Source organism: Dellaglioa algida DSM 15638 (assembly GCF_001434695.1).
GTDB classification, from domain to species: Bacteria; Bacillota; Bacilli; order Lactobacillales; family Lactobacillaceae; genus Dellaglioa; species Dellaglioa algida.
Genome location: NZ_AZDI01000005.1, coordinates 16,250 through 39,743 on the forward strand (window position 1 = coordinate 16,250; position 23,494 = coordinate 39,743).

General features: G+C 36.7%; 27 protein-coding genes, 1 tRNA gene and 1 other annotated feature (1 of these 29 only partly in view). Of the genes, 24 read left to right on the forward strand and 4 right to left on the reverse strand.

Features of this window, described 5'->3' with window-relative positions; all coding sequences use genetic code 11:
- From FC66_RS04590 to accA, 7 genes are all read left to right on the forward strand, one after another.
- Complete coding sequence (locus tag FC66_RS04590; protein WP_057974212.1) at positions 1-453, forward strand: SprT family protein; 453 nt, start codon at positions 1-3, stop codon at positions 451-453.
- Positions 454-512: 59 nt separating this feature from the next.
- Positions 513-597, forward strand: a tRNA-Leu gene (locus tag FC66_RS04595).
- Positions 598-785: 188 nt separating this feature from the next.
- Positions 786-1,763 carry a beta-ketoacyl-ACP synthase III gene (locus FC66_RS04600; RefSeq protein WP_083478964.1) on the forward strand — a complete coding sequence of 326 codons (978 nt, stop codon included), beginning with the start codon at positions 786-788 and terminating at the stop codon, positions 1,761-1,763.
- Between the two features lie 17 nt (positions 1,764-1,780).
- Entirely contained in the window at positions 1,781-2,167 is a 387-nt protein-coding gene (locus FC66_RS04605) for an acetyl-CoA carboxylase biotin carboxyl carrier protein (RefSeq protein WP_057974213.1), read from the forward strand.
- Between the two features lie 9 nt (positions 2,168-2,176).
- Complete coding sequence (locus FC66_RS04610; RefSeq protein WP_057974214.1) at positions 2,177-3,466, forward strand: acetyl-CoA carboxylase biotin carboxylase subunit; 1,290 nt, start codon at positions 2,177-2,179, stop codon at positions 3,464-3,466.
- 14 nt (positions 3,467-3,480) lie between these two features.
- A complete protein-coding gene (locus FC66_RS04615) occupies positions 3,481-4,263 on the forward strand; it encodes an acetyl-CoA carboxylase carboxyltransferase subunit beta (protein WP_057974215.1) in 783 nt (260 codons plus the stop codon).
- A gap of 11 nt (positions 4,264-4,274) precedes the next feature.
- Positions 4,275-5,039 (forward strand): carboxyltransferase subunit alpha, encoded by a 765-nt coding sequence (accA, locus tag FC66_RS04620; RefSeq protein ID WP_083478965.1) that lies wholly within the window; start codon positions 4,275-4,277, stop codon positions 5,037-5,039.
- Between the two features lie 45 nt (positions 5,040-5,084).
- On the opposite strand, the gene FC66_RS04625 is transcribed toward accA, so the two are convergent.
- On the reverse strand, positions 5,085-6,119 hold the full coding sequence (locus FC66_RS04625; protein ID WP_057974216.1) for an LCP family glycopolymer transferase: 1,035 nt from the start codon (positions 6,117-6,119) through the stop codon (positions 5,085-5,087).
- Positions 6,120-6,536: 417 nt separating this feature from the next.
- Here FC66_RS04625 and FC66_RS04630 point away from each other — a divergent pair, with 417 nt between their 5' ends.
- Both FC66_RS04630 and FC66_RS04635 read left to right on the forward strand, forming a co-directional pair.
- A complete protein-coding gene (locus FC66_RS04630) occupies positions 6,537-7,805 on the forward strand; it encodes a C40 family peptidase (RefSeq protein ID WP_057974217.1) in 1,269 nt (422 codons plus the stop codon).
- A gap of 85 nt (positions 7,806-7,890) precedes the next feature.
- Positions 7,891-8,583 (forward strand): 2,3-bisphosphoglycerate-dependent phosphoglycerate mutase, encoded by a 693-nt coding sequence (locus tag FC66_RS04635; RefSeq protein WP_057974218.1) that lies wholly within the window; start codon positions 7,891-7,893, stop codon positions 8,581-8,583.
- Between the two features lie 17 nt (positions 8,584-8,600).
- Here the strand turns inward: FC66_RS04635 and FC66_RS04640 are convergent, their stop codons facing one another.
- From FC66_RS04640 to FC66_RS04650, 3 genes are all read right to left on the reverse strand, one after another.
- Positions 8,601-9,935 (reverse strand): C1 family peptidase, encoded by a 1,335-nt coding sequence (locus tag FC66_RS04640; protein WP_057974219.1) that lies wholly within the window; start codon positions 9,933-9,935, stop codon positions 8,601-8,603.
- 159 nt (positions 9,936-10,094) lie between these two features.
- Entirely contained in the window at positions 10,095-10,796 is a 702-nt protein-coding gene (gene rpiA / locus FC66_RS04645) for a ribose-5-phosphate isomerase RpiA (RefSeq protein WP_057974220.1), read from the reverse strand.
- Between the two features lie 14 nt (positions 10,797-10,810).
- Complete coding sequence (locus tag FC66_RS04650; protein ID WP_057974221.1) at positions 10,811-11,101, reverse strand: GNAT family N-acetyltransferase; 291 nt, start codon at positions 11,099-11,101, stop codon at positions 10,811-10,813.
- 112 nt (positions 11,102-11,213) lie between these two features.
- Between FC66_RS04650 and FC66_RS04655 the strand changes: the two genes are divergently transcribed.
- From FC66_RS04655 to rplA, 15 genes are all read left to right on the forward strand, one after another.
- The gene (locus FC66_RS04655; protein WP_057974222.1) at positions 11,214-11,750 is read left to right on the forward strand and encodes a dCTP deaminase/dUTPase family protein; all 537 of its coding nucleotides are present in this window, start codon (positions 11,214-11,216) and stop codon (positions 11,748-11,750) included.
- 101 nt (positions 11,751-11,851) lie between these two features.
- Positions 11,852-13,222 carry a DNA repair protein RadA gene (gene radA / locus FC66_RS04660; protein ID WP_057974223.1) on the forward strand — a complete coding sequence of 457 codons (1,371 nt, stop codon included), beginning with the start codon at positions 11,852-11,854 and terminating at the stop codon, positions 13,220-13,222.
- Between the two features lie 16 nt (positions 13,223-13,238).
- Positions 13,239-14,351, forward strand: coding sequence for a PIN/TRAM domain-containing protein (locus tag FC66_RS04665; protein ID WP_057974224.1), 1,113 nt, complete (start codon positions 13,239-13,241; stop codon positions 14,349-14,351).
- Positions 14,352-14,479: 128 nt separating this feature from the next.
- Entirely contained in the window at positions 14,480-15,973 is a 1,494-nt protein-coding gene (gltX, locus tag FC66_RS04670) for a glutamate--tRNA ligase (RefSeq protein WP_057974225.1), read from the forward strand.
- A gap of 253 nt (positions 15,974-16,226) precedes the next feature.
- Positions 16,227-17,636: a cysteine--tRNA ligase gene (gene cysS / locus FC66_RS04675; RefSeq protein ID WP_057974226.1), complete on the forward strand. Its 1,410-nt coding sequence runs from the start codon at positions 16,227-16,229 to the stop codon at positions 17,634-17,636.
- Positions 17,636-18,058 (forward strand): Mini-ribonuclease 3, encoded by a 423-nt coding sequence (locus tag FC66_RS04680; RefSeq protein ID WP_083478966.1) that lies wholly within the window; start codon positions 17,636-17,638, stop codon positions 18,056-18,058. Before cysS ends, FC66_RS04680 begins: the two co-directional genes overlap by 1 nt.
- Complete coding sequence (rlmB, locus tag FC66_RS04685) at positions 18,039-18,797, forward strand: 23S rRNA (guanosine(2251)-2'-O)-methyltransferase RlmB (RefSeq protein WP_057974228.1); 759 nt, start codon at positions 18,039-18,041, stop codon at positions 18,795-18,797. Before FC66_RS04680 ends, rlmB begins: the two co-directional genes overlap by 20 nt.
- 2 nt (positions 18,798-18,799) lie before the next feature.
- Positions 18,800-19,324 carry an NYN domain-containing protein gene (locus tag FC66_RS04690; protein ID WP_057974229.1) on the forward strand — a complete coding sequence of 175 codons (525 nt, stop codon included), beginning with the start codon at positions 18,800-18,802 and terminating at the stop codon, positions 19,322-19,324.
- 68 nt (positions 19,325-19,392) lie between these two features.
- On the forward strand, positions 19,393-20,001 hold the full coding sequence (locus FC66_RS04695; protein ID WP_057974230.1) for an RNA polymerase sigma factor: 609 nt from the start codon (positions 19,393-19,395) through the stop codon (positions 19,999-20,001).
- 121 nt (positions 20,002-20,122) lie between these two features.
- Positions 20,123-20,272: a 50S ribosomal protein L33 gene (rpmG, locus tag FC66_RS04700; protein ID WP_057974231.1), complete on the forward strand. Its 150-nt coding sequence runs from the start codon at positions 20,123-20,125 to the stop codon at positions 20,270-20,272.
- 11 nt (positions 20,273-20,283) lie between these two features.
- Positions 20,284-20,463, forward strand: a complete 180-nt coding sequence (gene secE, locus FC66_RS04705; protein ID WP_057974232.1) for a preprotein translocase subunit SecE — start codon at positions 20,284-20,286, stop codon at positions 20,461-20,463.
- 115 nt (positions 20,464-20,578) lie between these two features.
- On the forward strand, positions 20,579-21,130 hold the full coding sequence (gene nusG, locus FC66_RS04710; protein ID WP_057974233.1) for a transcription termination/antitermination protein NusG: 552 nt from the start codon (positions 20,579-20,581) through the stop codon (positions 21,128-21,130).
- Positions 21,131-21,162: 32 nt separating this feature from the next.
- Positions 21,163-22,020: an alpha/beta hydrolase gene (locus FC66_RS04715; protein WP_157051993.1), complete on the forward strand. Its 858-nt coding sequence runs from the start codon at positions 21,163-21,165 to the stop codon at positions 22,018-22,020.
- A 114-nt stretch (positions 22,021-22,134) separates the two neighbouring features.
- A complete protein-coding gene (rplK, locus tag FC66_RS04720; RefSeq protein WP_057974235.1) occupies positions 22,135-22,560 on the forward strand; it encodes a 50S ribosomal protein L11 in 426 nt (141 codons plus the stop codon).
- Between the two features lie 106 nt (positions 22,561-22,666).
- Entirely contained in the window at positions 22,667-23,350 is a 684-nt protein-coding gene (gene rplA / locus FC66_RS04725) for a 50S ribosomal protein L1 (RefSeq protein WP_057974236.1), read from the forward strand.
- A gap of 63 nt (positions 23,351-23,413) precedes the next feature.
- Positions 23,414-23,494: a sequence feature (ribosomal protein L10 leader region), on the forward strand; it runs 35 nt beyond the window's last position.

The following is a 23,494-nucleotide window of genomic DNA, read 5'->3' on the forward strand; positions in this document are numbered from 1 at the left end:
ATGACTGATTTTGAGTTAACAGCACTTGTGAAAAACTTATCCACAGCTTTGTTTAATCAACCATTTAAACATGAGGCAACCTTTAACAGTAGGCTACGAACAACTGGTGGTCGCTATTTGTTGAGTAATCACAACATTGAAATTAATCCAAAAATGTTAACAGAACATGGGCAAGACGTTTTAATCGGTGTGATTAAGCATGAGTTGTGTCATTACCATTTGCATCTTTCAAATAAAGGTTATCAACATCGGCATCAAGATTTTAAACAATTATTGGCAGCGGTTGGTGGTAGTCGGTTTGCGCCAGCTAGTCCTAAGGTAATCAAAAAGAAAAAGGTCATACACTATCAGTGTTCAAATTGTGGACAAGATTACCAGCGACAACGAAAAATTAACTTATCACGTTATGTTTGTTCAAAGTGTCGTGGACAGTTAATTTTACTTAAAAACTAATTTTTTTTAAATGTGACTTGTAACGGGGGACAATTTTTGCTACAATTATGATTGTTCTTGCGAGTATGGCGGAATTGGCAGACGCGTCAGACTAAGGATCTGGTGGGATAATATCCCGTGATGGTTCGAATCCATTTACTCGCATAATAGATTTATCGAAAAGCGCTTAACCTTGTTGCAATAGGGTTTAGTGCTTTTTTTAATGAATAACGACCATGGTAGCGTATTATGAGGTTAAAGAATTATTAAGCGTTAATTAATTTTGTGTCTTAATGTTGTAATTATTGATAAAATATAGGGAATTAAACTTAACGATTGGGAGAATAGTTAAATTGAATAAGTATATCAAAATAAAAAATATGGCTCATTTTGTACCAGAACGACTAGTAACGAATGATGAATTGGCTTCATTTATGCCTACATCTGACGAATGGATAGTGTCACATACGGGTATTAAGACGCGACATTATGCCATTAATGAAAATACGTCAGATTTAAGTACAAAAGTGGCAAATGAACTTTTACGTAAGTCTGGATATAAAGCGTCAGATATTGATTTAATTATTGTTTCAACGATTTCGCCGGATGCATTAACGCCATCAACGGCCGCAATTGTTCAAGGAAATATTAAGGCAACAAACGCATTTGCGTTTGATATCAGCGCGGCTTGTGCCGGGTTTATATTTGCGATGAGCACTGCGGAGAAGTTTTTACGCACGGGACAGTACCAAAGGGCAATCGTGATTAGTGCCGAAGTTAATTCAAAAATGATGGATTTTAAGGACCGAACGAGTGCCGTATTCTTTGGAGATGGTGCTGGTGGGGCCTTGATCGAAGCCTCTAATGATTCAACTGATGAAAGCTTTATTGCGGAGAAAATTGAAACAAATGGTCTTAAAAAAGAAGTGATTCATAGTGGTCGGATTACGCCATTAAGCGATATAAATGGCGACAATTATCCAACGATGGATGCCTTCTTCCAAGAAGGACGAGACGTTTTTGAGTTTGCTACGACAGTTGTTCCCGTTCAAATGAAACAAATATTGGCAGACAATAATTTGCAAACATCTGACATTGATTTTGTGGTGTGTCATCAAGCCAATTTACGAATTATTGAAAAAATTGCTGAAGAGCTAGAAATGCCTATTGAAAAATTTGCAACGAGTGTCACGCATCACGGAAATACTTCTTCAGCTGGTATTCCAATGGCTCTCAATGAGGCCCTGGAACAAGGATTTACGGGTGGAACGGTTCTGTTAACTGGATTTGGTGCTGGTTTAGCCTATGGTAGTCTACTAATAAAAATATAAGGCAGGTATGTGAATCTATGAAATTTAATGAGATAAGTCAATTATTAGATAAAATTGCAACGATGCCATTTTCTCATGTTGAAATTAAAGACGGTGATATTGAGATAGTTGTGGACCAAGGACAAAAAAATGAAGAAATCGTGGCGTCGACAACTGAACAATCAAATGTAGATGAAGCTATTTTTGTTGTTAAAAGTCCGCTTGTTGGGTTGATTCATTTTGATCAATCAGGAGCGGTCGGGACTCAAATCATAAAAAAACAAGTCATTGCTCAAATTGAAAGCATGAAATTATATAATGATATCCAATCTCCGGTAACGGGTACTGTGTTAGAGCAGCTAGTCGATGATGGTGAATTGGTTGAATTTGATCAAGAATTATTTAAAATTAGAATAGACGGATAGGTGAGTCAGTTGTTTCAAAAAATTTTAATTGCAAATCGTGGTGAGGTTGCTGAACGAATTATTCGTGCTTGCCAGAAGTTAAAGATACAAACGGTTGCCGTATACTCAACGGTCGACGCGCAAAGTCGATTTGTTGAACTTGCTAACGAAAAAATTTGTATTGGGTCGGCACCGGCAAAAAAATCATATTTAAACCGTGAAAGTTTGTTAATGGCGGCCTTAAATTTAAATGTTGATGCAATCCATCCAGGTTATGGATTCTTATCTGAGGATGCTCAATTTGCAGAAATGTGTGCCGAGTGTGGGATTACTTTTATTGGCCCGGAATCTGGGTTAATCCGTCAACTAGCAGATAAAGATAAATCGCGGCTGTTGGCAATCGAACAAGGGGTACCCGTTATTCCTGGTTCCGATTTGATTACCTTTGATGATGAACTGATTATGCAGGCGAAAGAAATTGGGTTTCCATTGTTGATCAAAGCGGCTCACGGTGGCGGTGGTAAAGGCATTAGAGCAATTAAACAAGAAGCTGATTTATTATTAGGTGCCGAAATTGTTCAGCAAGAGGCGAAGTCTTCTTTTGCCGCAGGTAGTTTTTATCTTGAAAAAAAATTAGTACATGCGCGACATATTGAGGTCCAAATTTTAGGCGATGGGCAACACGTTCAGGTACTGGGTGATCGAGACTGTAGTCTACAAAATCATCGACAAAAAGTAATAGAAGAAAGCCCATCAACTGTGCTGACGGATGAACAACGAAGTCAACTTTATAAATACACACGTCAGTTAATAGAAAATCAACACTATGTTGGATTAGGGACTATAGAATTTTTATTTGCTGAAAATAAATTTTACTTTTTAGAAATGAATACGCGATTACAAGTAGAACATGGCGTGACAGAAGAGACCGTTAAGATGGATGTTGTGCAACAACAATTACTAGTAGCTGATGGTAAAGACGTGACGAATGCTGACGTAATGATGAACGGACATGCGATTGAATGTCGATTAACCTTGAGTCCGTGTGTAACCAATGAGATTACGCAGTTTGATTTCCCCACGAATATTCGAGTTGAAACGGGGTACCGTGTTGGGGATAAAATCTCTGCTTATTACGATGGCTTATTAGCAAAAATAATTTGTCACGCGGAAACAAGAAAATTAGCTATTATAAAAATGAAAAAGGCTTTGGAAGCCATCCATGTTTCCGGTATTGAGACGAATCTGATGCAACTAAAAACAATTGTTAGTTCACAAGAATTTATGGAGAATACGATTTCAATTGATAGCAAAATTTAAAGGTGGTAGGTTAAATGAGTCATTATCCAGAGACAAATCAATGGCAAAAATGTCGGAAATGCGGTGCGCATTTACACGAAAGTCAATGGGCTCCTTATTTCATTTGTCCAAATTGCCAATCTTATAAACGACTGACTGCTATGGAAAGAATCGCTATTCTAGCGGATGAGTATAGTTTTGAAGTCATTAATGTACCAAATCAAACCCAAAATAAAGCCGAATTTCCTGGTTACACTGAAAAATTAGAACGCGCTAAAAGTGCAACAACGTCTGATGAAGCAGTAGTGGTGGGGATAGCCACGATTAATAAACAAGCGTTAGTTTTAGCTGTCATGGATAGCTTTTTTATGATGGGATCTTTGAATACGACAGCCGGAGCTAGAATCAAAGCGGGGATGAAAGTAGCGTTAGAAAAAAAGTTACCGTTTGTGATTGTTACTGCGTCTGGTGGCGCAAGAATGCAAGAAGGCATCTACTCCTTGTTACAAATGAATTCAATTTTGTATATGAAACAAAAATTGGACGATGCGGGTCTATTAGTGATGTCTTTATTGACAGATCCAACAATGGGTGGGGTTAGTGCAAGTTTTGCATTAAATAATGATATTGTGTTGGCAGAAAAACAGGCTAAAATTGGTTTTGCCGGTGAAAGAGTGATTAAAAAAACTACGAATGAGAGACTGCCCGTTGATTTTCAAACGGCAGAAGGTCTGTATAGTAATGGATTTGTTGACCAGGTTATTGATCGAAAGAATCTTAAACAGGTAATTAGTCAATTGCTAACATTACATGCATGAGGAGAGACGAAATGGACTCAAATTTTTTAAAAAACGTTCGATCTAATGATAGATTGAGTACCAAATTAATTATTACCAATCTATTTGATGAATTCTTCGAAAATCATGGTGATAGGGTTGGTGAAGAAGATGCATCTATTACAGGCGGTATCGGACTCTTTCATAATCGACCAGTTACTATTATTGGTATTAATCGTGGAGAAACCCTGGAGGAACGCCTAATTTATAATTTTGGTGCCGTGAAACCAAGCGGTTATCGAAAAGCAATGCGTTTGTTAAATGAAGCTGAAAAATTTAAACGGCCCGTAGTTACGCTAATTAATATGCCAGGCGCGGATGCCAGCGTTAAATCTGAACAAACCGGTCAGAGTTATGTTATTTCTGAAATGATTTTAAAAATGGGTGCTTTAAAAGTGCCAAATATTGCTATCTTTTTAGGCGAAGGTCAGAGCGGAGGCGCATTGGCACTAGCTAACGCGAATGCCATTATGATGGTTGAGAATAGTTTGTTTTCAGTTGCCTCTCCGGAAGCGGTTAATGCTATCTTGAAGAAATCAAATTCGAATGAAATTGAAACAAGTTTGCCGATGACTGCCTCTGAACTTTTTGAAATTGGTCTAGTTGATGTCGTATTGCCAGAAACTAATCAAGCAACGACAATAGGGTCGATGGATAAAAATTTAACTGAATTAATTGAAAAGCTGGCCATTAATTCGGTTGACGAACTAATCGAACAAAGGGAAATGAAATACCAAACTTTTCTGGAAAAATGGTAAAAAAAATAAGTTAAACTCAGATTTAATTGGGTTTAACTTATTTTTTTATTTTGAAAGTTGTTGTTCTAGACTGGTGAAGTCTTGTGTGGATTCTTTTAAACCTAACTCGGAGCGAATCGCATTTGAAACACGTTTTTTCTCATCTGAAGTTGGGACTTCATAGGAAAGTCCTTCCACAGCCGTGCTAGTTCCTTGTAAAAGATCAGATTTAATTGATTCCGAAGCAGAACCATAGTTAGTTTCAACCGTAATCATATCGTTGAAACTAAGATCAGTTATCATATTACCGTCAATTGTTTTTAATAATTGTTTGTAATTTGCGAGTGAGTTTACTGACGTTGCTTTTCCGGCGATTGCCGTAATAATTTGTTTTTGACGTTTTTGGCGGCCGTAATCGCCCATTGGATCTGAGTGACGCATTCTCGTGTAAGCTAATGCTTGTTTACCGGTTAAGTGAATTTTCTGACCTTTTTTGTAATGCGTTCCTTCAAGATCAAATGTCAGTAAAGGTTTGACATCAACGCCATCAACGGCATCGACAATTTGTTCCAAACCGCCCATATTAATTAGCATGTAGAAATCAATCGGAACATCTAATAAATTTTGAACAGTGTTAACTGCTAATGTTGCACCATCTTTACCACCATACGTGTAGGCGCTATTTATTTTTGAAGAGTCTTCTCCGCTACCGTCGATTTTAACTTGAGTATCACGAGGAATACTTGTTAAAGTCGTTTTTTTCGTTGAAGGATTAACAGTTGCGATAATCATTGTATCCGTCCTACCCATATCGCTTCTGCCAAGTGCGCCAGTATCTGTACCCATTAGTAAAATAGAAAAGGGTTTCTTTTGACTTAAAACGCTAGAAACATTGCGTAACTTAGTCGCATTTGTATCTTTATAAGTTTTTGCGACCGTCTTCTCAGTATGTGTGAATACGGAGTAGGCGTACACGCCACCAGATCCAATTCCTAATAGAAGAAAGATTAATAATCCCCATAATATTGGATGTTTATTTTTTTTATTTTGAGAGCTACCATTAATCGGAGATGGCATTCCGAAATCATTATTTTTAGACATAGTCACTTATTACCTTTCATTTCGTTAATTAAAGTGATTATACGATAAAAGGAGCAGAAAAGAACAAAAAAGCATTTTTCTTACGGTATTATTAAATAATTAACTGAAATTTTAAAATAAAATCGTTGTTGTATCAGTAAAAAATGACTAATTGTATTACGATTTTGTCATTTTGATCGAAATTGATGAATGCTTATGTAGCAAGCAATAGAAACGTTAAAATATGATTAAAATGCGTTTTGTAACACTCATGTAATATGACTGAAATTAAATGGTGTCAATTGAATTCGAATGTAAAGGAATCGTAATGGTATGTACCGAAGAACCGTGCTATTCTATTCAAGTTAAGAAAAACGGATAATTGAAATTAAATAAATAGATATAAAATTAAATGGGAATTAATTAGGAGAGTGTCTTTTGAAAATTAATAATAAAATCGCTAAAGTAATGATGATGACTGCAACGCTTATCGGGATGACTGCAGTTGCAGAACAAGCTAACGCTTCAGATAGTATCACTGATTTAACAAGTACAATTACTAAGTTAAATAGTAAAAGTACAGAAGTAACTGCAAAATTAGCAACAATTAATGATGAAATTGATTCAACAAAGGCAGAAGTGAAAAGTGCCAAGGATGATGCCGCAAAACTTGAATCAGATCAATACAAATTAGGTAAAAAAATCAGCCGATTAAATGTTGAAATCACACAAAGAGATTCACAATTATCTGATCAAACACGTGCTTTACAAGTAAATGGTAATACATCAAGCATGGTTGAATTTGTTTCGGATTCAAAAAGTGTTGTTGACGCATTTAAACGTGTTGGAACAGTTACAACATTAGTTGGTGCCGGTCAAAAAGCTGCTAAACAACAAAAAGTTGATAAGGCTGAAGTTAAGGCTGATAAAGTTGAATTAGATAAAAAAGCAATTGCTCAAGAAAAAACAGTTAAAGAATATACAAATAAACAAGCTGAATTGGCCGTTAAACAAGCAAGTGCCAATACATTAAAAGCACAAATTGATACAAAAAAATCAGACGCACAATCTTCAATTGATGACGCAAAGGCAGCAGAAAAAGCGGCAGAAAAAGCAGCAGCTGATACAAAAGCAGCAAACGATAAAAATGATGCAGCAGCAGCAGATGCGGCAGCAGCAAAAGCAACTGAAGCAGCAAGTTCATCAAATTCAGACGCAACAAGTAATAAAGAAACATCAGACTCAAGTGTTGCTAGTGCTCCAAGTGCCAACAACTCAAGCGCTGATACATCAAGCAAGAAAACATCAAATACATCATCAAGTTCTGTAGCTTCTTCAAGTCTTGATACAAGTAGTATTACTGCTTTAGCAAGATCATTGACAACAAAGAGCATCCCATATGTATGGGGTGGAAAATCATTAAGTGGTTTTGATTGTTCCGGATTTACTAGCTATGTCTACGCACATGCTGCTGGAAAATCAATTGGTGGATACACTGTAGCTCAAGAAGGACAAGTTTCTTATGAATCAGTTTCACAAGCACAACCAGGAGACTTACTTTTCTGGGGTTCAAAAGGTTCATCATACCATGTTGCCATCTACTTAGGTGGAAGCCAATTTGCTGAAGCACCAACTGAAGGACAAAATGTTAAAATTAGCACAATGAGTGCTTACTGGAAACCAGATTTCGCTGGCCGAGTAAAATAAACTTTGAAAGACTTAAGACAACGATGTTGTTTTAAGTCTTTTTTGTTATAATGGGTACTAATGAAGAGTAAAGAAGGTTTGAATAATGGTTGAAGTGGTCATGGTCAGACATGGTGAAAGTTTGGCAAATCAAAATAATGAGTATACGGGTTGGTCTGACGTTCCTTTAACCACTGCCGGAATGAAAGAAGCTGAAATTGCGGGGACCATCATTCGTGATACCGGTATTTGTTTCTCTCAGGTCCACACGTCTGTCTTAAAACGTGCCATCATAACTAGTAATATCATCATGGAAGAGGCCAATCAACTTTGGGTCCCAATACAAAAGAACTGGCGGTTAAATGAACGTCATTATGGCGCATTACGTGGCTTGAATAAAGATGATACTAAACGTATTTATGGTAGAAATCAGGTGGCACAATGGCGAAGAAGTTACACCGCGGTGCCGCCAAAGTTAGATGCCCCGGATAGTGATAGACGTTACAAACAACAACTTGGAAATAAGTTGCCAACTGCTGAAAGTTTAAAAATGGCATTTGAACGTATTTTACCGTACTGGCAAGACGTTATTGCGCCAGAATTACGACAAGGTAAGAATCAGTTGATTGTTGCGCATGGTAGTACGCTGAGAGCGCTGATTAAGTATTTAGAAGCTATATCGGATTCAGATATTGATGGCGTTGAAGTGCCAAATGGGGAACCCATTTTATATACATTAAATAATGATTTAACCATTAAGAATAAGCAAATATTGGTACAAAAAAAGAAGCAACAGTAAATGTTGCTTCTTTTTGATTACGCTAAAGCGCCCATTGGATCCCAAGGAGCAAGAACTTTAGGTTCTTCTTTTAATATAGTTTGTAGTTTTTCTGGTAAGAACTTTTTGTTAACAACCACTTGATAACAATATTCTTCCATCCAATTATCACTCATCACGAAGAAGCCTTTTTTACCAACTTTTTCGCCCCATGAGTTTTCAACTTTCCATTTAGTTGCTTGATCATCAACTATGTCAACGCCCGTTAAAACCATAGCGTGCGTCATCAAGCTTTCGCCATAATCAAGACGTTCAGCTTTTGATAAAGCTAAATCGATATTGAATAATTCATCTTTATGGTAAAGCTCTGTATCCATAATTCCTAACTGGCGTTCAGAAGATTGACCAACGTCACAACCGAACCAGACGCTTTCGCCTGATTGCAATTGTTTGATAGCGACGTCTCTAAAATCTGCCATGTTAACATTCAAATGGCGAACCGGACGGCCATTTACAACGTTTCCAAGACGATCAACGGTATACATATTATTATATGGTTTATCGTCAGTTGGGCCATTTATAATTGAAACATATTCATCTAGGTCCCATCCGATGAATTTATCATAGAATGTTTTTGGTGTTAAATTTTTGTCGATATGGTATTCATTATCAGAATCACGATATTCGAAGTCAAAGGTTGCAGGTGGTTCACCGAAACTATAAGCAAGTAAACGATATATCTCAGTTAATTTTGCTTCCTTAACGGCTTCAATTTCTGCTTCACTTGTTCCGGCTGCAACAAGTTCACGCAAATCAACAGCATCTTTTCTTAATTTTAAGTTTAATGTGGCATTAATTTCAGTTGATTTAGAACTATTGTATGTTTCAGGCATAACAGACTGAGGGACAACGCCATATTTTTCAATAATTGCGACGATCATATCCCATTGACCACCATCTTGTTGAGGCGTTGTCATTAACCATGATACCGTACGGTCATCAGTTGGTTTATCTGCCGTTTCAAGAACATTTTGATAGAAATAATTTGCTTTTTCTAGTTTATCCCAGAAGTAGGTGAAGTTTTGTGATAATTCAAAATCTTTAGTCACTTTAAAATTCGTTTTCATATCATGTCGCATTGTATTTAACGCGGCGAACATCCAACAACGACCTGACTGTTTTTGATTAGAGACGTTACCAACATCGAGATCAATTGAGAATACGGGTTCCATTTTAGCTTGAGCTTTTAAATCGTAACTGTTTGCTAAAATTCCATTTTTTGTGACGGCGCGTTCAATCACGTCATGGCTTTCACGTGCATGTAAGTTCTTTTGAAATTTTGCAAGTTGTTCTGAACTAATTGATTGTGTCAAAATATCACACTCCTAGGTAAGATTTAAGTACTAATTTCAGTATAATGCATTTATTTAAATTAGTAAACAATGTTAAAAAGAAAAGAAAACTCTCATTTAACAGAAATGGTGTTTTGCGTATTTAAAAAGAGTCGATAAAATCGGCTCTTTTTAGTTTACTTATTTAATTGTGAATGTATCCGGACGAGCGTCCAGAACTTCAGGACCATCCTGACGTCCGACGATAACCGTATTAACGCAGTCTAAGAATAAACCTTGTTCAACAACACCAACTTGTTTTGCTAAGTAGTCTTGTAGGCCAGCTGGGTCAGTTATTTCACCTAAATGTAAATCAATAACAAAGTTTTTAGAATCAGTTAAGACGTTTTTCCCATCAACAGTTCTAAATTCAGGATTAAGTCCTTTGGCTGCTAGTTTCTTAAATAATTGGTGGCTACCATAAGGAATTACTTCAACAGGGAGAGGGAATTTACCCAAAGTATGAACCATTTTACTTTCGTCAACAATCCACATGTTTTTTGTTGAATTAATGGCAACAATTTTTTCAAATAAATGAGCAGCACCACCACCTTTAATGCCTTGGAAGTGGTCATCAATTTCGTCCGCACCGTCAATAGTCAAGTCAATATGATCAACTTCATCAACTGATTTAACGGGGATACCTAATGATTTTGCTTGTTCTTCAGTTCTAATTGATGTTGAGACACCAACAATAGATAGATTCTCGTCTTTAACGCGTTTGCCTAATGCATCTACCATAAATTTGACGGTGGATCCTGTACCAAGTCCAACTACCATGCCGTCTTCAATAAACTCAACAGCCTTTTGTCCAACTAATTTCTTTAAATCGTCTTGATTCATTTAAGCCACGCTCCTTATTTTTGTTTAGGTGTATAAATTAATTCAGAAAGTGCAGGATGTTCACTAAAATAAAATTTTGTGTAGGGACATAGCGGTAGAATTGTTTGCTTATTTTCAATAACTTGATTAATTAAGTACTCAGTTAACGATTTTGCGATACCTTGATGGCGATGGTTGTCATCTACCCAGGTATGTTCAATGACTATTGTTTGATTGTCATTGATGATTGTAAAACTAACTTTACCAATTAATTGCTTATTGTCGTCATATCCACGTAAATCGTTTTCATTTAGTTCGAAAGTCATCTAAACACCTCACCTTTAAATATGATTATACCATTAAAAAACACCCAAAAACTAGCCAATTATGTCATAAATGGGGTAAGATGAAAGGTAAACAGATTATGAGGACATTTAAATGAAAACTAGAGGTTTTGAAATTGTTACTAAGTATGCGGATGATGTTAGTTTACCCGTAAGATCAACTAAATCTTCGGCAGGGTATGATTTAGCTGCGGCCGAAGATTTTGTGTTGCCTTCTATTTGGAAGAGCGGCTTCTTAAAAGTACTATGGTTAATTCGACATGGTAAGACTGTGAATGAAAATGAATTGACTCAGGCAAATAAGATTTTGAAACCTTATTTGATTCCTACGGGAATTAAAGCATATATGCAAGATAACGAATTTTTATTATTGGCTAATCGTTCGAGCAGTCCATTGAAACGTGGGTTAATTTTACCAAACGGGATTGGTGTAATTGATTCTGATTACTATAATAATCAGAACAATGAAGGTGAAATTTTTATTCAGATAGTGAATTTTAGTTTGAAAGACCAAGTTGTTAAAAAAGGTGATCGCGTAGGACAGGGGATTTTTATGCCCTTCTTAACGGTTGATGATGAGAAAGTAACATCATCAAAACGAGTTGGCGGATTCGGTTCATCCGGTAAATAGTTATTATAGAATGTTTAAGAATTTCAGTCAAAATCACGAGTGGTATTTTATGTGATAAAATATTAATAATAGAATGATAATAAACGGGTGGGGGAATCTGAATGGCAAAAATAAAAACGCAATTTGTATGTCAGAACTGCGGCTACACCTCACCAAAATATTTAGGACGTTGTCCTAATTGTGGTGAGTGGAACACAATGGTTGAAGAGCGCGAACAATCACAAAAGGCAGATCGTAAAGCTCGCGTCAGTTTTAATGGAAACTCTGTTAAACCAGAATTGTTAGATGATGTCTCAATGGCAGAACAAGAACGTGTTGAAACTGATTTAGGTGAGTTAAATCGTGTTCTTGGTGGTGGTGTCGTCCCTGGATCATTAGTTTTAATTGGTGGTGATCCCGGAATTGGTAAATCAACGCTACTTTTACAGGTTTCTGGTCAGTTAAGCCAAACCGGTGGGACTGTTTTATACGTGTCCGGTGAGGAGAGCGCTGTTCAAATTAAAATGCGTGCACAACGACTTGGCGTTGGAGGTAAGAAATTTTACCTCTACCCTGAAACTGATATGGGAAACATCCGTCAAAATATCGAAACGTTGAATCCTGACTATGTCGTTATTGATTCGATTCAAACGATGCAAGAACCAGAGATGTCCGCGGCGGTTGGAAGTGTTTCACAAATTCGGGAAGTGACAGCTGAGTTGTTGCAAATTGCTAAAACTAATGGCATTACAATCTTTATTGTAGGACATGTCACAAAAGGTGGCGCTATTGCTGGACCTAAAATTTTAGAGCATATGGTTGATACAGTGCTTTATTTTGAAGGGGATATGCACCATACATTCCGTATTTTACGTGCAGTTAAAAATCGGTTTGGTTCAACAAATGAAATTGGTATTTTTGATATGCGTGAGGGCGGATTATTTGAAGTTGCTAATCCGTCAGAAATTTTCTTGGAGGAACGCTTAGACGGTGCAACTGGGTCGGCAATTGTGGTCTCTATGGAAGGAACCAGACCAATTTTGGTTGAGGTTCAAGCATTAATTACGCCAACCGTCTATGGAACAGCCAAACGCACAACGACTGGACTTGATCATAATCGTGTTTCATTAATAATGGCAGTACTAGAGAAACGCGCGAGTTTATTGTTACAAAATCAGGATGCGTATCTTAAAGCGGCCGGCGGTGTAAAATTAGATGAACCAGCAATTGATTTAGCCATTGCCGTTAGTATTGCATCAAGTTATCGGGACAAAGAAACAGATCCTGCGGATAGTTTTGTGGGCGAAATTGGACTAACTGGCGAAATAAGACGTGTAAATCGGATTGAACAACGCGTTGCTGAAGCCCAAAAATTGGGCTTCAAGCGCATCTTTATCCCTAAAAATAATTTATCAGGATGGACACCACCTAAAGGGATTGAAGTAGTTGGTGTTGCAACTCTAAGTGAAGCACTTAAAGTTGTGTTTAACTAGAAAGGAGGACTTATTAATGCGTAGAAATATTATTAAAGGTGTAGTTGCATTGATTGGTGGTGGAATAGGCGTTAGTTTATTGCCACTTTTTTGGAAGATTGTTTCAGCTTCAACGATTGGTTGGTTGAATAATGGCGTTGTTAACTTTTTAGTAGGTGTTGCTTTAGCTCTTATTGTATCTTTTTTCTTAATTACACCGCTAGAAAAATTATTAGCTAATATTGAAAGTTATTTAACAAAGCAAAGTCCAATGATGTTATTGACGGCAAGTGTCTCAACGATTGTTGGAATGGTCATTGCAGTTTTGGTATCAACACCATTCTATCGATCAGAAATTTGGTTACTAAATACCATTGTGCCTGTACTTTTACTTTTCTTATTAGGATACTTTGGATTTGTTATCGGAACTAATCGTTTAGAAGACTGGCGTAAGTTATTTACATCAAAAAATAAGAAAAGTGACGTCGTTGAAAACAATATACTGGAACGTAACACTAACGATAATTATCACGAATATAAAATTTTAGATACAAATATCTTAATTGATGGTCGTATTTATGATTTAATTAAAACGGGTTTTATCGAAGGAACGTTGTTGGTACCCAATTTCGTTTTATATGAGTTACAGTATATTGCTGATTCAGCAGACAGTATTAAACGCGTCCGTGGTCGACGTGGGTTAGACATTTTAAATAAACTTCAAGATGAAAAAATTATGCCGATTGAAATGTACGAGGGTGATTTTGAAGAAATTGATGAAGTAGATAGCAAGTTAATTAAATTGGCTAAAACAATTGATGGCGTTATTGTAACTAACGATTTTAATTTAAATAAAGTTAGTGAATTCCAAAATGTACAAATTTTGAATGTCAATGCGTTAGCTAAATCACTGAAACCACGCGTTATTCCCGGTGAACAGCTACGGGTTATGGTCATTAAAAATGGTTCTGAACGCCAACAAGGTATCGCTTATTTAGATGATGGAACGATGGTTGTTGTTGAAGAAGGAAAGTATTTCCTTAACAAAACGATTGATGTTGTTGTCACAAGTGCGTTACAAACGGATGCTGGAAGAATGATTTTTGCAAAACCGTTACACTCAATGAAAAAAATAAACGACAAGAAATAAGGTCAATACTAAGATTATTGGCTTTATTTTTTATGTAATTCATTGTAAACTAGATTAGTTGAATAAAGCCTTAAATAAACGATTTCAATCGTAATAGACAAATACAGAAAAAAGAAAGAGGCGTCATCATGGCTAAAAATAAAATTCGTGTCAGATATGCACCAAGTCCAACTGGACATTTACACATCGGAAATGCGCGTACAGCGTTATTTAATTATCTATTTGCAAGAAGTCAAAAAGGAACTTTTGTTATTCGAATTGAAGATACGGATACAAAAAGAAATATTGCTGACGGTGAACGCAGTCAATTAGACAACTTGAAATGGTTAGGGATGGATTGGGATGAAGGTCCCGATAAACCAGGAGATTTTGGACCATATCGTCAATCAGAACGTAAAGAAATCTATTTACCATTGATTCAAGAACTAGTGGATAAAGATCTAGCTTATGAATCATACAAAACTGAAGATGAACTTGAAGCAGATCGTGATGCACAAAAAGCACGTAACGAAATGCCTCATTATGAATATGAATATGCTGGTATGTCTGATGAAGAGATAGCCGCTAAGATTGCTGAATCAAAAGCTGCTGGATTAACACCAGTCATCCGTTTCCGTGTCCCAGCAAACAAAAAATATGAATTTAACGATATTGTTAAAGGCGATATTACTTTCGATTCTAATACTATCGGTGGCGATTTTGTGATTCAAAAACGTGATGGTATGCCAACTTATAACTTCGCCGTTGTTGTCGACGATCACTTGATGGAAATCACGCATGTTCTTCGTGGTGATGATCATATTGCCAATACACCAAAACAATTAATGATTTATGAAGCATTTGGTTGGGATGCACCAATCTTTGGTCATATGACGTTAATTATTAATACAGAAACAGGTAAAAAATTAAGTAAACGTGACGAAAACGTCTTACAGTTCATTGAACAATATCGTGAATTAGGTTACTTACCGGAAGCCATGGTAAACTTTATTACCCTATTAGGTTGGTCACCAGTTGGTGAAAGTGAAATCTTCTCTCGTCAAGAATTAGTTAAGATGTTTGATCCTAAACGTTTGAGCAAATCACCAGCTTCATTTGATGGTAAAAAATTGGAATGGATTAACAACCAATACATTAAAACAGCTGATGAAGATAAAGTAATGGATTTAGCTTTACGTCAATTAATTCAAGATGGTAAAATCGAAGCTGATCCAAGCGCCGAAAGAATTGAATGGGCTCGTAAATTAATTAGTCTTTACAAACAACAAATGTCTTACACAGGTCAAATTACTGAAATGGCTGAAGTATTCTTGAGCGAACCACCTGTTCTTGATGATGAAGCTAAAGCAGAATTGGCTGTTGAAACGGCACCAACTGTCTTAAAAGAATTTGCTGAACGCATCAAAGCGATTGATATTTTTGATGCTGTTGAAATTCAAGCAACTATTAAATCAATTCAAAAAGATACGAAGATTAAAGGCCGTCAATTATACATGCCTATCCGTATCGCAACGACACGTGAGATGCATGGACCAGAATTACCAGCATCTATTGAATTACTTGGCCGTGAAAAGGCGTTGGCTCATTTAAATAAAACGTTAGAAGAAATGAATACAAAATAATTTTTGATAAGAGAGAGTAGCAACTGGATGTTTTTTAGAAAGTTTTCGGTGATGTGAGAAAACAAACATTGGTTGTGAAGTGCCTCTTTGAGATGCTATGATGAACAAAGTAATGATAGTCGTGTAATGAACGTTAACTCATTAACGAGATACGGTTAATCGTATCTGCAGGAGTGGGTAACGTTCAAGACGTCTTTTATAGGTATATAAAAGACGTCTTTTTTTAACAAAATATTAACTAGTGGGTGATGAAATGATTTCAATATACAATACATTAACGAATCAAAAAGAAGTATTTAAACCGCTGGTGCCTGAACAAGTTAGCATGTATGTCTGTGGCCCAACTGTTTATAACTATATTCATATTGGTAACGCGCGAAGTGCAATTGCATTTGATACAATTCGTCGATACTTCGAATATCGTCAGTTTAAAGTTAACTATGTCTCTAATTTTACGGATGTTGACGATAAAATGATTAAAGCAGCTAAAGAAAATCATATTACGGTTCAACAATTAGCCGATAAATTTATCGCCGCCTTTATGGAGGATACAAAAGCTTTAGCAATTGAACCCGCAACTAAAAATCCAAAAGCAACGGAAAATATTGCTGATATTATTCAATTTATTTCAAGTTTAATTGCTAAGGGTTACGCTTATGAATCAGACGGGGATGTTTATTTTAGAACTCGTAAATCTCCTGATTACGGAAAATTATCTGATCAAAATATTGATGAGTTAGAGCAGGGTGCAAGCCAGCATGTTGACACTGAAGAAACGGCCCGTAAAGAAGACGTGATTGATTTTGCACTTTGGAAGTCAGTAAGAAATGATGAGCTTTCATGGGAGTCGCCATTTGGTAAAGGTCGTCCAGGTTGGCACATTGAATGTTCAGTTATGGCAACGAAATATTTGGGACCAACAATTGATATTCATGGTGGCGGACAAGATTTAATGTTTCCCCACCATGAAAATGAAATTGCTCAAAGCGAAGCTGAAACTGGTCAAAAGTTTGCTAACTACTGGATGCATAATGGCTTTGTAACTATTGGTGAAGATGACGAAAAGATGAGTAAATCGTTGGGTAATTTTGTTACGGTTCATGATATGATTAAAGAAGTTGATCCTCAAGTGGTTCGATTCTTTATGGCAACGACGCATTACCGACATCCTATTCAATACAGTCAAACAAATATTGAAGAAGCAACGAATAACTTGAATAAGTTAAAGACGGCTTTTGATAATTTGAATTACCGGTTAAAAGATGCCGTTGTTGGTTCGAATCAAGAAGTGGAAGCTCAAATTACTGAAAGTTTAGCTAAATTTGAAAGTGCCATGGATGAAGATTTCAATGCGCAAAACGGGATTGCTGTTGTGTATGATATGGCTAAAAAAATGAATGTTTATTCTGAAGCCGGCCAGGTGGAACTTGATTCAATCAATCATTTATTAGAAACATTTAAGAATATGACGGCAGTTTTTGGTCTTTCGTTTGATCAAGCAACTGAAGATTTAGGCGCAAGAGTTGAAGAATTAATTGCACAACGTTTAGAAGCTAAGAAGCAAAAGGACTTCCAAAAAAGTGATGATATTCGGGATCAACTTGCGGCTGAAGGTATCATTTTAGAAGATACGCCACAAGGAACGAGATGGAGAAAAGACTAATGGAAAAAAATGCAGATTATCAACAAATGAATGGAATTGCATTGGCCTACATGGGCGATGGTATCTATGAAGTTTTTGTACGTAAACACTTACTTGTCCAAGGATTAACAAGGCCTACACAGTTGCATCATCAAGCGACGCATTATGTATCGGCAAAGGCGCAAGCATTTTTAATCGATAAAATGACGGAAAATGACATTTTAACTGAAGAAGAAGTCGATTACTTTAAACGTGGTCGTAATGCTAAAAGTCATACTTCAGCTAAAAATACATCGGTCATAACGTATCGTATTTCGACTGGATTTGAAGCATTATTTGGCTACTTATTTTTAAGTAATCAAAACGATAGATTAGCCGAATTGGCAAAATGGTGCATTGACACCGTTGAAAAGGAGAACTTAAATGGGACAACCAAGAAGTAGTGAAGAGGCTGGCGATTTTATTATCGGACGTCACCCCGTAGAAGCTGCATTAAAGAGTAATCAATCAATTAATAAATTGTTTATACAATCTGGTTTGAAATCAGATGTTTTAAGTGGAATTGAACAAATGGCAAAGAAGAAGGGTATTATTACGCAACTAGTACCCAAGAGTAAATTAGATCTATTATCAGATCAACAAAATCATCAAGGTGTTATCGTTGCTGTTGCTGCATTTGAATATGCGACGATTGATGATCTTTTTAAAAGCGCTGCTGATAAAGATGAACCACCATTTTTCCTTATTCTAGATAATGTTGAGGACCCACATAATTTAGGTTCAATCATGAGAACGGCCGACGCTGCTGGGGTACACGGGATTATTATTCCAAAACGCCGTGCTGTTGGGTTAACATCAACAGTTGCTAAGACGTCAACGGGGGCAATTGAATACATGCCAGTTGCCCGTGTTACTAACTTAGTAAATACCGTTAATGAATTAAAAAAAGCTGGATTATGGGTTTTTGGAACGGATATGGATGGACAAGATTATCGTGAGTGGGATGCCAAAGGACCTACGGCGCTTGTGATTGGTAATGAAGGAAAGGGAATTTCACCATTATTGAAAAAAGCATGTGATGGTATGTTAACTATCCCGATGATTGGACACGTTCAAAGTTTAAATGCTAGTGTTGCAGCCAGTTTGCTCATTTATCAAGGATTTACTTCAAGGGGTAAATAATAATGAAAAAGCAAATTTTAGTTGTGGATGCTTACAATATGATTGGTAATTGGCCAGAATTAAATCGATTGAAACAATCTGAACGGCTTGATGAAGCACGTGACTTATTGCTGCACAAACTTTCAAATTACCACAAACAAATTGATTCACGGCTAATCGTTGTTTTTGACGCAATGTACGTTCCAGGACTATCAAAAAGCTATATAAAATATGGGCTGGAGATTATTTGGACGGCAGAAGGCCAAACGGCAGATAGTTATATTGAAGCAATGATTGGTGAGTTACAGACAAAGTTAACGCAAGTGACTGTTGCCACCAGCGACCAGGCAGAGCAATGGACGATTTTTTCACAAGGTGCATTGAGAATTCCAGCTTGGGAACTATACAAAGATATTAATGAGTCAAAAAAAGAAGTGGCGCAACAAGCAAAGCAGTACCAAACTGAAGCTTTAGTTAGACGGTCACCTTGGAACTCTAAACAGTTGGATAATTTAGCTAAATTACGTGATGATCTGTCTGGTAAATAACCGACTGTTGTAATTGGGCGATATGTTTGTTATATTGAAAAACGGAGACCCGGATATGGAGAGTCTACTTGTTAGATGAAACTTACCGGAGTACTGAAAAAGAAACTGATTTTCAATTAATTTGTCAAATCAAATTAGGGGCAGAACATAAATTTGAACCGTTATTTGAACGCTATCGGCCGATGGTCTATTGTGTTATTCGCAAATACTATTTAAAATTATGGGATACAGAAGATTTTTTACAAGAGGCCAGGGCGGTTTGTTTTAGAGCGTTGAATAATTATCGACCGGACAAAGGTATCACGTTCGGACAATATTTTAAAACGAGTCTATCAAATTGTATTTTTAGCTTAATTCGTAAAGAATCTGCGGCTAAAAGACTATCTGATGTTAACTCACATTCTTTAGAATGTTATGAAGAAACGTATGGTGAATGTGAACGACCAGCGTTTTATTGTGAATTGTTAGCAGATGATAGGCTGATTCTTCAAGAAAAATTGAATGCTTTTGAATTGAAATTATCGGAATTTGAAAGAAGTACTTTCGTTTTACTTTATTATCAAATGAAAACACCGGAGGAAATTATGCTTGTTTTAGATTGTGACATAAAGAAAGTGTCGGGAGCTATCTCAAGATGTAAGAGTAAACTGGGATTATTCTTTAAAGAAAATCGATAATTTGAAAAGAAAGAAAAGGGGGTGGTTCCTTTTTTCTTTCTTTTAATGTAAAATGAGAGTATTCTTTAGAAATGTTGGTTGAAGCTAGCAATAGTTAGCTCTACATTAAGGAGAAACGGTTATGGCACAAAGAAAAGTAGCATTGGCTTGTATTGTTTGTGGCTCACGTAACTATATTGTGGCCGCAAAACCGAGCAGAACTGAACGTTTAGAAGTTAATAAATTTTGTAAATACTGTAATAAACATACGTTACATCGCGAAACAAAATAGGGGGATAAATCATGAGAAAAATTAATGCATTTCTTAAAAGTGTCATTGTAGAAATCAAAGCAACCACTTGGCCAACAGGTAAGGAACTACGTCGAGACACAACAACAGTTGTCGTAACTGCTATTATGTTTGCGATTTTCTTCTGGATCGTTGACTCGGGTGCTTCTGCATTCTTAACCCTATTTTCATAGAAAAATAGCTATTTAACTGATATTTTGATATAATGACACAAGTGAGAAAACTTCGTTGATGCGGAGTTTTTTTTGTTTGAGAAAAATGAACCCGATAATTTAAGGAGAGATATATATAATGGAATCAATCGAAAAAAGCTGGTATGTCCTACATACCTACTCTGGTTACGAAAATAAAGTTAAAACAAATATTGAATCACGTGCACAATCAATGGGAATGGAAGATTTTATTTTCCGCGTAGTTGTTCCTGAAGAAGAAGAACGTGAAGTCAAAAATGGTAAAGAAAAAACAGACATGAAAAAAACATTCCCTGGATACGTTTTAGTTGAAATGGGTATGTCAGATGAATCATGGTATGTTGTTCGTAATACACCAGGCGTAACTGGTTTCGTTGGTTCTCACGGTGCCGGAAGTAAGCCAGCACCATTATTACCCGAAGAAGTAGAATTAATTCTCCGTCGTTTGGGTATGAGTGCTCGTCATCAAGAATTAGATATTGAAATTGGCGAATCTGTCACAATCGTTGAAGGCGCATTTGCCAATCTTGTGGGTAAAGTAACTGAAATTGATAACGAAAAACTAAAACTTAAAGTTAACATTGATATGTTTGGTCGTGAAACAAGTACTGAATTGAACTTTGACCAAGTGGATAAATTATTAGGTTAAAGTAATGATTTACAAAATAGAAGGTGATTTAAGTGAATAAGAGACTCTTGAAGATGGGGCTATTAGGTCTGGGCGCTGGCGCAAGTTTCATCGTTGGCAACAAGTTCAGACGTTATGGACACGTTTCAATCGATGCATCTGATCCCATTGTACCCAGTGATAAAATGATACCAACATTATTTATTCACGGATATGGGGGTAATCGGCTCTCCTTTGGACCGATGATTAGCCGATTTGAACGTGATGGGTACGGTCGAAAAGACATGGTAATTATTGTTGATATTGATGGTAGTTTACACGTTGAAGGTCAATTGAGATCAGCACAGCCATTTATTCAAATATTATTTAAAAATGATATCGCTTCTGTTGAAAAGCAGAGTGCATGGTTGTACCACATTATGCAATTCTTATTTGGTGCATATGGCATTAAACAAGTTGATTTTGTGGGCCACTCTATGGGCGGGGTCAGCATATTACGTTACTTAACGGAATGCAGGGATGCGCTTGATGCACCAGTAGTGGCACATGCCATTTCAATTGGTGCTCCCTATAATGACCATAACGTGGCACAAACGACGCCACAAATTGAAGATTTACTTTTAACGGATGCTGGTCCAATAGAAACCACGCCCTTATATCGTTATTTTGAAAAAACGATGCGTCATCTACCAAAAAACTTGCAATTCCTAAATATTGCAGGTGATTTGAAAGATGGCAATGATGGGGCAGTTTCTGTTAATAGTGCGTTATCACTTCGATATTTGGTTCAAAATCAGCTTAACTATCACGAACTTATTGTGAGCGGTCGAAAGGCAGCACATAGATTATTACATGAAAATCAACGAGTTGATGATTCAATTTACACATTTTTATGGAAAAAACATAAATAAGATTGCGTGGAACCCATCTGGGTGTTATATTATATAAGTATGTTCTGCATACAGTGGGAGGAGAAATTTATATCTCCATTTACCACGCACGGACTTTACAAGGAGGTATGTCACGTGGCTAAAACAGTAGCAAACGTCGTTAAATTACAAATTCCAGCAGGGAAAGCAACTCCTGCTCCACCGGTTGGTCCTGCATTAGGACAAGCTGGTATTAATATTATGGGCTTTACAAAGGAATTCAATGCACGTACAGCTGACCAAGCTGGTATGTTGATTCCCGTTGTAATTAGTGTTTACGAAGATCGTTCATTCGATTTCGTTACAAAAACACCACCCGCAGCAGTTCTTTTAAAGAAAGCTGCAGGCGTTGAAAGTGGTTCTGGCGAACCTAACACTAAAAAAGTTGCAACAGTAACTAGTGCTCAAGTTCAACAAATCGCTGAAACTAAAATGCAAGATCTAAACGCTTCAGATGTTGAATCTGCAATGCGCATGATCGAAGGAACTGCACGAAGCATGGGATTCGTTGTAGAAGGTTAATTCCTACACTACAAACACGCTTCTCGGTCGGATACTCTATGAAAGTAGATGTATCAAGTGGGAGGTTTATCCGTTAGACCACATATTGCAAGGAGGAAAATTCAAGATGGCTAAAAAAGGTAAAAACTATCAAGACGCACTAAAACAAGTTGAAGAAGGTAAAAACTATTCAATCGCTGATGCAATCGCATTAGCTAAGAAAATGGATTTTGCTAAGTTTGATGCAACAATCGAACTTGCTTACAACTTAAACTTAGATACAAAACAAGCAGACCAACAATTACGTGGGGCTGTTGTACTTCCAAATGGTACTGGTAAAGACCAAACAGTTGTTGTATTCGCTAAAGGCGATAAAGCTAAAGCTGCACTTGCAGCCGGCGCTGACGTTGTTGGTGATGATGACTTGGTTGAACGTATTTCTGGTGGCTGGTTAGACTTTGATGTTGCTATTGCAACACCAGATATGATGGCTCAAGTTGGACGTTTAGGCCGTGTCTTAGGACCTAAAGGCTTAATGCCTAACCCTAAAACAGGTACTGTTACAATGGACGTTGAAAAAGCAGTTTCAGAATCTAAAGCCGGCAAGGTAACTTACCGTACTGATAGAGATGGAAATGTTCATGTTCCAATTGGTAAAGTATCATTTGATGATGCTGCATTAATTGGTAACTTTGATGTTATCAACGATGTTATTGTTAAAGCTCGCCCATCATCAGTTAAGGGTGGCTACATCAAACATTTATCTGTTGCAACAACATTTGGTCCAAGCTTAAACTTGGCTCAAAACTAATATTAGATAATTAAATTTCTTTAGTTGACCCATAAATCTAACTGTGTTAAATTTATGGAAGTCAATTAATTTATGATTCTACCGAAGACTCAGGTGGCGTAAGCCTTAATTTTCCTGCCGAGGAGTGAAGTTCTACTCTCTCTG

Bases quoted from the DNA above. Each gene is read 5' to 3' on its own strand.
- rlmB (WP_057974228.1), top strand. From the start codon at position 18,039: ATGGGACAACCAAGAAGTAGTGAAGAGGCTGGCGATTTTATTATCGGA.
- FC66_RS04655 (WP_057974222.1), top strand. From the start codon at position 11,214: ATGAAAACTAGAGGTTTTGAAATTGTTACTAAGTATGCGGATGATGTT.
- FC66_RS04665 (WP_057974224.1), top strand. From the start codon at position 13,239: ATGCGTAGAAATATTATTAAAGGTGTAGTTGCATTGATTGGTGGTGGA.
- FC66_RS04635 (WP_057974218.1), top strand. From the start codon at position 7,891: ATGGTTGAAGTGGTCATGGTCAGACATGGTGAAAGTTTGGCAAATCAA.
- FC66_RS04590 (WP_057974212.1), top strand. From the start codon at position 1: ATGACTGATTTTGAGTTAACAGCACTTGTGAAAAACTTATCCACAGCT.
- rpiA (WP_057974220.1), bottom strand. From the start codon at position 10,796: ATGAATCAAGACGATTTAAAGAAATTAGTTGGACAAAAGGCTGTTGAG.
- FC66_RS04625 (WP_057974216.1), bottom strand. From the start codon at position 6,119: ATGTCTAAAAATAATGATTTCGGAATGCCATCTCCGATTAATGGTAGC.
- cysS (WP_057974226.1), top strand. From the start codon at position 16,227: ATGATTTCAATATACAATACATTAACGAATCAAAAAGAAGTATTTAAA.
- accA (WP_083478965.1), top strand. From the start codon at position 4,275: ATGGACTCAAATTTTTTAAAAAACGTTCGATCTAATGATAGATTGAGT.
- gltX (WP_057974225.1), top strand. From the start codon at position 14,480: ATGGCTAAAAATAAAATTCGTGTCAGATATGCACCAAGTCCAACTGGA.
- FC66_RS04605 (WP_057974213.1), top strand. From the start codon at position 1,781: ATGAAATTTAATGAGATAAGTCAATTATTAGATAAAATTGCAACGATG.
- secE (WP_057974232.1), top strand. From the start codon at position 20,284: ATGAGAAAAATTAATGCATTTCTTAAAAGTGTCATTGTAGAAATCAAA.
- FC66_RS04690 (WP_057974229.1), top strand. From the start codon at position 18,800: ATGAAAAAGCAAATTTTAGTTGTGGATGCTTACAATATGATTGGTAAT.
- FC66_RS04680 (WP_083478966.1), top strand. From the start codon at position 17,636: ATGGAAAAAAATGCAGATTATCAACAAATGAATGGAATTGCATTGGCC.
- radA (WP_057974223.1), top strand. From the start codon at position 11,852: ATGGCAAAAATAAAAACGCAATTTGTATGTCAGAACTGCGGCTACACC.
- rpmG (WP_057974231.1), top strand. From the start codon at position 20,123: ATGGCACAAAGAAAAGTAGCATTGGCTTGTATTGTTTGTGGCTCACGT.
- FC66_RS04650 (WP_057974221.1), bottom strand. From the start codon at position 11,101: ATGACTTTCGAACTAAATGAAAACGATTTACGTGGATATGACGACAAT.
- rplA (WP_057974236.1), top strand. From the start codon at position 22,667: ATGGCTAAAAAAGGTAAAAACTATCAAGACGCACTAAAACAAGTTGAA.
- FC66_RS04615 (WP_057974215.1), top strand. From the start codon at position 3,481: ATGAGTCATTATCCAGAGACAAATCAATGGCAAAAATGTCGGAAATGC.